Genomic DNA, 9,839 nt, shown 5'->3' with positions numbered 1-9,839 from the left:
CCCGGCACCAACGCCTTTCAGGTCATTCTCCAGACCGTCAGCGCCTGACCAGCCTCCAAATGGCCTGGGTAATTACGGACGCCCTTACCGAAGGCGGATTTTCCGTAGTTCAAGCAAGCAGCGGTGAAGAAGCAATAGCGCTGCTTGATAAAGACGGGGCGACCTATAAGGCTATTGTTACTGACATAAACATCTCAGATAAAATTACCGGCTGGGATGTGGCCAAGCATGCTCGCGAAGTTAATGATAAAATGCCTGTTGTATATATGACCGGCGCGAGTGCCCATGATTGGGCTTCAAAGGGTGTTCCTAACAGCGTCCTGATGCCAAAACCATTTGCTGTTGCACAAGTTATTACGGCTATTTCGCAGCTCATCAACGCGGCGGCTATCGCCTTGTAAAGCGCGGCTGGTCGGGAACGCATTGCTTTGTGTTAATTTTATAATATCTTGATCTCTGGGCCTGTGCGACTAATTCATTATCCTTATTTACTGCCGTAGTGAGAGCGGCATTGCCGACACACTGCGCGAGATTGTTGCAGTCTAAGCTGCACGTGGCAGGAGTGCTCGGAAAGTCGGTGACATGATCGATACGCTGACGCCGGTCGTTTCGCTCACCACGTCCATGATGGCGCCCAGTTGCCTGACGAGCGAGTTGACGATCATCGTTCCCAACCCGCCGCCCGCCGCCCCGATATGGTGGCCTTTCCCGACGCCATTGTCCGAGATGGTCAGCTTCCAGGCCGATCCCTCGGTTTCATAGGCGACCCAAATCTGGGCGCTGAGCCTGTTGTCCGGGAATGCATATTTTTTTGCGTTGATCACGAGTTCGGTCACGATGAGGCCGATGCTGACGGCCTTGGACGAGGTCATCCTAGCCTCATCAGCGAAGGCGCTGATCATGAACGGCTGATCTTCGACGCTCATCGAGCAGGCTAGGCTCTCGCAAAGCTTTGACAAAAAGGCGTTGACCTCAATTTCTTCGACGCCTTCGCATTGATTGAGGTGAGACTGAACTGAAGCGGCCGACATCACGCGTTCGTATGCGTCCTCAAGATGGCCGCGTGTTTCAAGTGAGGAGACCGCCCGCGCCTTCAGAAGCAGGATATTGGCGATGATTTGAAAGCTGTTGCCGACGCGGTGCTGGAGTTCCTGGAACAGGAGCCGCTTTTCCGTCAGCAGCTTTTCGGTCTCAAAGAGCAACTCTTGCTTTTCCCGTTCGACCGCGCGGCGGGTCGTGATGTCCCTGAAGGCGAGCAGGATGGTGGATTTTGTACCCTCGGCGCTGAGCAGTTGCCGAGCGTTGAGCAGCATAATTCGATGGCCAACATTAGGAAAATCGTGCTCGACCTCGAAGCCGTCCATGGTGGCATGCTTAGGAATGATCGTTTCCAGTAGAACCCGGAGTGCCGGGATGTCCCATTGGCCATCACCGAGCGCGTAGAGCAGGCAGCCCCGAGTGTGTCGAACGTCGACTTTGAACGTGTCATAGAACGAGCGGCTCGCGGCCAAAACGTTAAATTCGCCGTCAAGGACAAGGAATGGTTCTGGTATCGTATTCACGATCGCGAGTGCCAGCGCTTGGGTCTCATCTCTGTTGGGAAACGGCTCTAACATGGCACCCGCCAATCAAGACAACAGCCATGTAAGACGGGATGGCGAACCGATGTGTCAGCAAATATCTGTTAACGAATGAGTTAATAAATCGTTAACAGGCAGTATCAAACGTCGCCCAGTTCAAGAGCCCGGAGGGCTCCTCTTCGCACGGCACGGGCTGTGCATCATGAGCATGCAGCCGATACGCCTCGACATACCGCTAGCAGCGGGGTCTACTCCTGCCAAATTGGGGAGGTGCCTGCATGAGCCTGATTCAGATCATCTATGTATCGCAGCCGTTCGGCTTCGACCAGGCGATGCTCAACGGTATCCTGATGGACTCGCGACGCAACAACCTGCGGGACGATGTGACCGGCGCCCTGATTTGCCGCGCTGACGCCTACCTGCAGTTGATCGAGGGACCCGAAGTCGCCATCAGGGCGACCTACGCACGGATCGCGTCCGACAACCGGCACGCCGACGTCAACTTCCTGTTCGGCGAGCCGGTGACCCACCGCCTTTTCCCGGGATGGGCCATGCGTGACGACCCCGCTCGCTCCTGGATGTGGACACAGGCGCAAGTCGCGGCCGGCGCCATCGCCAATGCGACCCGACCGGAGCTTCTGGCCGTCTTCGAGCGGCTGAAGGCCGAAGCGCCCTAAATCAAGGTTTGTTTTCGTCTTAAAGCGCTCATCCGCCGATGCCGATCAAAGTGTCCGAGATGCGCCCGGCTTCGGCACATAGGCCGTGGTGGCGGACTTTTCGCAGGCTTCGATGGTGTGGTGCTCCTTTGCCGGCCTGTTAGCCGAGGCGCGCGATAGGAAGTGCTCTACCTTGATCTGCTTTCTGTTTGGCGACGACGGCAATGCAAGAAATATCGACTGGGGTGTGGTGGTCCCGTTCGTGCGTCAGCCTGCGAAGCCTGATAATTGAATAAGTCCTGGTTGCTGGACTGCGGCTTCAAACATGCGCTTCGCATGGCTGCCGTTTGCTCGTGGGTCATCTTGACGGTTCTGTCGCTGGTGCAAGGTCACGACCGGCCGCACAAGGGCGCCTTAGGCAATCGCGAGCATGCCATGGCCTATTTCCTGTCCGCACTCGTCACGTGCCTCGGCATCCAACACACCAAGAGCCGGTAGCAGTTTCTGGACTTTTCGGCTGCGGCTATGTTCTTCGAGGTCTGCCAGATTTGGATCCCCGGACGATCGACGGGTATCGACAATTGGGCGGCCAGCCCGGCCGGCGCGCTTGCCGGGATCGTTGTTGCACGGGCGGCCGTTCACCTCGCTGAGGCACGCCGCAAGCCTGCGAGTGCGAGGAGAGTGCCGTGATCGCCGGTCGCCAGGTCCGCGAAGCTCGGAAGCTCTTGGGATGTAACGTGCCTGCTTTGGCCGGCATGACCAAGGTGCTGATCGAGATTATTGAGCGCGTCTAAAGCGTCGACGGCATTCCTCGCATGACACTCGCACAAGACGCACGAATTCAAAATGCGTGCGAAGCAGCCGGTATTCGGTTCGGTAAAAATGGAACCGTGATGCGGTCCATGCCAAAGGGTAGGCGATGAAGAAATCCCCAGCACGGACGAAGAGGACGAAAATACTAGATCACATCTACAACCGTCTCGCAGAGTTCGCCTGCGACGTCGACAGAAATGCGCGAAATCGAGCTAAGATCGACACTTACAAGCTTCTCAAGCGAACGGGCATCTGGGTGTGTTTCAGTTCGAATTTGGCCGCTTGACGCGGCGCACGATCAGGACCTAGCTGCCGTGTTGCTCAGCGGAAGCATGGGAATTACAGGCATGGCAAGGTCGCGCAAGGAGTGGCTGGATGCCGCGGTTCACGAGAGAGACGTTTTCGCAGCCCAAATTGATCTGATTGAGACCGGCAAGGACGTCTGGACTTTCCCCGCTGGATTCACAAAGGATAGCTGGCTAGGAGCAATGAAGCAGGCGTTTGCCGATTTGAACCGATCACTCGCTGACATGGGCCGCTGAGTTATGCCCACCGGACTTCAAGGGCAAATGTGCCCCGCTGACGTTACCGGAAACGCCCTTCACGTCATGAAGATCGTCACAGGCGAGAATGAGGAAGCCTACAAGGACGGCGCGGCGGCCATGCTCGCGCGTCCTCAGCATTGGGCCGAGTGCGCGAAGCATCCGCAGTGACCGAGGCCGATTTAGCTGCTGGGCTCGTGTCGCCGTCGTGCCACGTTATTGAGGCGTGGTGGCATCCCCTCGACGCGCCGCCGAACGACAAAAACCAGACGGGCGCGGCTGCGGTGGCAGATTTGGTGCTTGATGATCTGGCGCAGGCGATTGGGGGGCGTGTAAGCTGATGGCGCCCGTCACCTACCCGCATCCGCGCGGTGCTCCAGGACGCGATCGAGAGCGCCGAAGACGAGAACAACGTTGCGGCACTGAGGCTTATCCTCGATCACCTCGCTTCCGGGCCGTTCGAATCGCTTGGGCGAAGCTAATGTTGTCGGCGAGTGGCAGTCTAGAACCGATCCGCCATTGAGCCGCGGCGGAAAGGTCTATCACCATGCAAATTCACCAGGACGCATTGGCATTGTAGCTAGGCTGCAAACTGCCAAAAATCAGATTTTTGGCACCCGGTCGGCATGTACCGAACCTATTATATCTCGTCAGGTTTATTTGTCAGAACTGCAATATTATTGACGAAACACCCAAACATCGAAAGCTATAAAAGCTTTAATTATCAAATTGTAATTATGATATTATGTTGCAAAAATGGAATCATTGTAAATATTTTCTTTCTGGCGCCGATCGTCATAAATTATTCGACACGTTCAGCCATATGCAAGTCTCAAATTAGATTAATCGCAAATTATTAGCCTTACAAAATCATCGTAGAGCTTCGTTCTTCATTGAGGACCGTAGGCTCGTGTCACACCGTCGCATTGTTATCGGGTCAACAGCCCTCGTGGCCTTTGCCGCGGCTCTTCTCATCGTCCTGCTGGGAGTGTGGCAAAGCATTCGCAGCCGAGATGCAACTCTCGCTGCGGCCGAGGAGAATGCACGCAATTTGACGCGTTCCCTCGCGCAACATGCAGCGCGGACGATCGAGTCGGTCGATCTCATGCTTGCCGACATCAAGGAGCGCGTCGAACACGGGCAGGACATGCGCGAGGTGGTCGACGTCATACGCCGACAGAACAATTTTTTGGATCAGGTCAGCAGCATCACAATCCTCGACGCCTCCCGTAACCGGGTCGCCGATGCAGTCGATCCCAACGGTCTAATCCCCCGCAGCGATCATGATGATTTCGACTGGCACCGCGACCATATTGACCCGTCCATCCATCTTGGCAGTGTGACGGCGGGAAGTCCGCTCGTCATTCCGCTTTCTCGCAGGATCGACAAGGCAGATGGAAGTTTCGCTGGCGTCGTCGTCGCCAATCTGGCCCCGAATTATTTCCAGAGCTTCTATCGGACCATCAAGATCGGAGAGCAGGGCACGGCGGCTCTCTGGTCCGATACAGGGGAAATGTTGGTGCGCTTCCCGGTTTTGGTTGGAGGTCAGCATTTGCCGGTCTCGCCATCCCTTGCAGATGATGCACGTCAAGCCCGATCGGGCATATCGCAATCGATCTCGCCTTGGGATGGTGTCGAGCGGATTTTCGCCTTCGATCATGTCGACCGCTACCATCTGCTGGTCTCATCCGCGATCTCGGTCAATGAGGCTCTCGCGGGGTGGCGTCGTCAAACGCTTGTTGAAAGCGCGGTCTTGGGCTTCGCCGCGGCTTGTCTATTTGCCGTTGGAGTCGCGGCAGAGCGCAACCAACGTCGTGCAAGGGCTATCGAGGCCGCGTCGCAGGAAAGTCATCGACTCTATCGCCTTCTCGCCGACTCATCGTCCGACATGGTGCAATGTCTGGGGCTCGACGGAACACGGCGCTACGTTTCGCCAGCTGCAATGGAAATTCTTGGATATGACGCGGCAGCGTTGATCGGGACGCATTCCGTGCAGCTGGTGCATCCGGATGAGGCGGAACGACTCGACGACATCATCGACCAGCTTTTTAAAGGAACTACCGAACAAGCGAGAAGCACTCACCGCCTTCGCCATCAGGCGGGCAATTGGATCTGGGTGGAATCTCGTCTTCGGTTGATCCGCGGAGCAGACGGCAGCCCGCTGGAAATTGTATCGAACCTGCGCGACGTTACAGAGCGGGAACTCCTGACCCGGCAGCTTCAGCTCACCAATCGACAGCTTCGTGCGGCGGAAGAATTGGCAGGGATCGGGCACTGGCGCGTCGCCTTGAAGGATAGGGGCATCAGCTGGTCCGACGGCATGTTCGCTATCCACGGGCTGCCTCCGGGCTCCTCCGCGCCGACGCTCGAGGCCGCGATCGACGCCTACCATGCAGATGACCGACCTAAGATCAGCGAACAATTCGCCCGCGTCATCGCCACGCGTGAGGGCTACGTGTCGCGCGTTCGCCTCATCCGCGCCAATGGCGAGGTGCGCCACGTGGTATCGCGCGGCTTTTGTGAGATCGACGATGACACCGGTGAGGTACAAGCCGTTTTCGGAGCGATGCTGGACGTCACCGAGCTGACCGAAACCGAGCGCCGCCTCGCCACGCAGTCCACATTGCTCGAGACGGCCTTGAACTCGATGGATCAGGGCCTCATCAAAGTTGCTGAAAACGGTACAGTGGAGCTGGCCAACCCCCGTTTTCTCGAACTCCTCCGCCTGCCGCCTCAGTTGATCGAGCAAGCGCCGCTTCATTTCGCGGACATCATAGGCCGCCGTAGAAAGACCAACGGGGAAGATACGGCCGGATGCAATATTCCTCTGACTGCGCCGGGTGTACAGGAGCATCAGCGACCGGACGGCACGGTTCTCGAGATCCGCACAGTTCAGCTCCCCGATGGAGCTATCGTGAGCACCTACGCCGACATTACAGCTCGACGCAGCGCAGAGTCAGCCCTTCGCGCGAGTGAAGCCCGTTACCGGACACTTGCGAACTCGACCAGCGATGTCATAACGCAGCTCGACCTCGATCTTGTGAGGCGCTACGTGTCGCCTGGGTGCCGTGCGATGCTCGGCTACGAGCCTGAGGAAATGCTGGGGACCACGCCGTCGTCCTTGATCCATCCGAACGACGCCCGAGAGGTCCGCCAAACGATGGAGTTTCTGCTTTCCGGCAAGGTGCAAGGCGATCGAACGATGATCGTCAACCGGATGCGGCACAAACAAGGACATTGGATCTGGCTTGAGGCGGTCATTAATCTGGTTCGTGACCCAGCAACAGGGCTTGCTCAATCCCTCATTTGTTCGCTTCGCGATATTACCGAGCGTCAGCGGGCTGCCCGTCACCTTGAACAGGCCAGAGCCACCGCGGAAAGGGCTGCGCTCGCGAAGGCTGAGTTCCTGGCCAATATGAGCCACGAACTCCGGACGCCACTCACGGGCATCCTGGGACTTCACGATCTGCTGCGCAAAGATCCGACGCTGAATGCGCAGCAAGCAGGCTACCTCGCCATGGCCTACGAGGCGGGACGATCGTTGATGGCCATTGTCAATGACATCCTGGACTTTTCCAAGATCGAGGCCGGACAGCTCACCATCGAGGATGCTCCGCTCGACTTGCGCGGCATAGTGACGGCCTGCTGCGACTTGGAGCACGGGGAAGCTGCTAAAAAGGTGCTCAAGATCGACGTCCAATTGGCCACCGGTCCTTGGATCATGATGGGTGACGCCACTCGCCTGAGGCAAATCATTCTCAATCTGCTCACTAACGCGATCAAATTCACGGAGCGCGGCAGCGTCTTGATCACGGCAAGCTACAGCCATGATCGCTCGCGCTTCCGGATCGCGGTGTCGGATACCGGCATCGGGATCCCCGAAGAAAAGCTTAGCGTACTTTTCCAGCGCTTCAGCCAAGCCGACAGCTCTGTGACGCGCCAGTTCGGGGGAACAGGCCTCGGCCTGGCAATCTGCAAAAAGCTTGTGGAACTCATGGGCGGCGAGATCGGGGTTGTCTCCGAACCTGGCCGAGGATCCACATTCTGGTTCGAGTTGCCGCTCCGGTTGACAACGGTGCCAGCCCCCTTGGATGATCAAGCCGCTGGTACGGTCTTACGCTTCACCCCGCGACGTATTCTGCTCGCTGAAGACAATCTGATCAACCAGACCGTCATCACTGAGATCCTCAAACAGCGAGGGCATCATGTTACGGTCGTGGACAACGGTGTTGCCGCAGTCTCGGCCTTTGGCGCATCACCATTCGACGTCGTGCTGATGGATGTGCAGATGCCGATGCTGGACGGCTATTCTGCGACGCGTGCAATCCGGCGCGACGAAAGCCGAGAAAATCGCTCTTCGACACCGATCATTGGCCTCACCGCAAACGCCACGAAGCAGGATCGAGAAGATTGCGAAAAAGCCGGCATGGACGCACATGTCGGCAAGCCCATCGATTGGGGGACGCTTTTTGCCACTATCGAGGCCGTAACAAACCGCAGCCAACTACCCGCAGCCGCCGAGCCAGCCCCAACCGTCACCATTCTCGACGAAACGACACTGAACCATCTCGCCGAGGTCCTTGGTCGTGATCCACTGGCGCAAATGCTCAAGACATTCATGACCGATCTCAGACAGCGTATCGCTCATCTGGATGCCATGACCGAGATCGAGATTTTGGACTACGCACACACGTGTGTCTCGATGGCTGGCCATTTCGGCTTGATCGAGTTGTCACAACTCTGCGTGGATATCGAAACCGAGCTAAAGACAGGAGAAGGGTCGGAACGGATCGCGAAGCTGCAGGCGGTTGGCGAACGGGCCATGGCGGCAGCGCAATCCAGTGGGTACGCGGTGGCGGCATAACGATCGTGTGCGGCCTGCCTCCGAAGGAATCTATGTGGATCTATTGAGGTCCTGGGCTTTCCCAAGGCAAACCGAATGAAGCTACACTTCGCAAACACATCGAAGCGTCTCAACCACAAGCTGAAGAGCCGGGCGCTGTTTGAACGAACTGAACCACCTCAATCGACAGGCCGTGACCGTCGTCGATCATCATTTTGCGCTCAGTAGGCCTGCCTTGTCGAGCGCGCCGGACAAAAAATCGTTGGTCAGCGTCAACTCGCCGATCTTGGCGTGTAGCGTCTTCACGTCGATGGCCGGCGCCGTCGGGCCAACCTTCGCATCCGCACCGAAGAAGCCGGCGGCGCCATCCAGAGGCTGAGCCTTCCAGGCCGTGATCTGGTTCGGATGCACATCGAACTGCTGCGCCAACTCAGCCAGCGTCTTCTCACCCTTTACGGCTGCCAAAGCCACCTTCGCCTTGAAGGCCGGCGAATGGTTGCGGCGCGTTCGCTTCGTCATCGTCTCTTCCGATCCGCGGCCACCTTGGTCGCTGTCAGGCAGAAATTCCACTCACCGCACCTGTCCAGATTTCCCAAGCCACCTCCCGCTGACGAACCAGACCTGATCCGCGCCGGTCGCGACGCTCGACCGAAAGGGTCAATGAACACTTACAATACCCGATCAGCGCCCTTTACGGGCTGATACAGTAGATCGCTTGGAGCTTGCGCTTCTGAGTCTGTCTTCATCGATTCGGCTTCCGTAAATATGCCAGCCTGCGCCGCCTCCGCGAGATGATATGAGCGCCAGTTCGATATCCGGGCCACGACGTCGTCGGCACGCTGCTGCAAAAGCTGCTCATCGTTCCGCCCGGGCCGACATGATAACGACTTGGTCTGCGGTGGCTCCAGTTCTATCTCTCGAAGAACAGCTAGCGCCTGGCCCGCTTTTATCCCTGAAGATTTATCGCAAAGGCAGAAGTAAAGGGAGTAGGATCACCACGGGTCCTCCTTGAAGCGGCTCGCGCTTCCAAAGCCCAGTGTTTTTTGTTCGTATCGTCTGCGCGGACAATTGGGAGAGGGTAAGATCCGGCGTCAATGTTGCTAGGCGAGATCGTCAGGTATGATCGCCCCAATTGCTGCTGCCAGGACGGCGGATCTTGAGTCCTGTGCCAGCGAGCCGATCCAGATCCCGGGCGCGATCCAACCTCATGGCGTCCTGATCGCAGCAAAAGCGACGGATCACCGCGTCACCCATGTCAGCGCCAACTTCGCGGCGTCGACTGGGATTTCCCTCAAGTCGGTCATCGGTTCACCGCTGATGAGCTTGACCGGGCCCGAGCCGATGGCGGCAGTGTCCGGTGCCCTGGCCAGCGAACGCTATGCACCCGCCAATGTCCTGACGCTCA

Annotated in this window: 6 protein-coding genes and 2 pseudogenes; 6 read left to right on the top strand and 2 right to left on the bottom strand. The window is 57.6% G+C overall.

The window, feature by feature from the left end; all coding sequences use genetic code 11:
* Nucleotides 1-401, top strand: a 401-nt coding sequence (locus M8523_RS34905) for a response regulator (protein ID WP_345894363.1), incomplete at its 5' end; no start/stop codon positions are given.
* A gap of 141 nt (nt 402-542) precedes the next feature.
* Here M8523_RS34905 and M8523_RS34900 read toward each other — a convergent pair.
* The gene (locus M8523_RS34900) at nt 543-1,616 is read right to left on the bottom strand and encodes a sensor histidine kinase (protein ID WP_282589408.1); all 1,074 of its coding nucleotides are present in this window, start codon (nt 1,614-1,616) and stop codon (nt 543-545) included.
* A 242-nt stretch (nt 1,617-1,858) separates the two neighbouring features.
* Here M8523_RS34900 and M8523_RS34895 point away from each other — a divergent pair, with 242 nt between their 5' ends.
* The 4 genes from M8523_RS34895 (at nt 1,859) to M8523_RS34880 (ending at nt 8,455) form a co-directional block, all read left to right on the top strand.
* Nucleotides 1,859-2,257: a BLUF domain-containing protein gene (locus tag M8523_RS34895; protein WP_282589407.1), complete on the top strand. Its 399-nt coding sequence runs from the start codon at nt 1,859-1,861 to the stop codon at nt 2,255-2,257.
* A 315-nt stretch (nt 2,258-2,572) separates the two neighbouring features.
* Complete coding sequence (locus tag M8523_RS34890) at nt 2,573-2,734, top strand: hypothetical protein (protein WP_282589406.1); 162 nt, start codon at nt 2,573-2,575, stop codon at nt 2,732-2,734.
* A gap of 512 nt (nt 2,735-3,246) precedes the next feature.
* Nucleotides 3,247-3,591 (top strand): hypothetical protein, encoded by a 345-nt coding sequence (locus M8523_RS34885; RefSeq protein WP_282589405.1) that lies wholly within the window; start codon nt 3,247-3,249, stop codon nt 3,589-3,591.
* Between the two features lie 910 nt (nt 3,592-4,501).
* Nucleotides 4,502-8,455 carry a PAS domain S-box protein gene (locus M8523_RS34880; RefSeq protein ID WP_282589404.1) on the top strand — a complete coding sequence of 1,318 codons (3,954 nt, stop codon included), beginning with the start codon at nt 4,502-4,504 and terminating at the stop codon, nt 8,453-8,455.
* Between the two features lie 160 nt (nt 8,456-8,615).
* On the opposite strand, the pseudogene M8523_RS34875 reads toward M8523_RS34880, so the two are convergent.
* Nucleotides 8,616-8,953 (bottom strand): annotated as a pseudogene (locus tag M8523_RS34875) (transposase); the annotation flags it as partial.
* A gap of 600 nt (nt 8,954-9,553) precedes the next feature.
* Here M8523_RS34875 and M8523_RS34870 point away from each other — a divergent pair.
* Nucleotides 9,554-9,839 (top strand): annotated as a pseudogene (locus tag M8523_RS34870) (hypothetical protein); the annotation flags it as partial.

This window comes from Lichenifustis flavocetrariae (genome assembly GCF_026130545.1).
GTDB lineage: Bacteria > Pseudomonadota > Alphaproteobacteria > Rhizobiales > Beijerinckiaceae > Lichenihabitans > Lichenihabitans flavocetrariae.
Note: the sequence above shows the minus strand (reverse complement) of the source record. Positions and strands in the feature narration are given on the sequence as shown.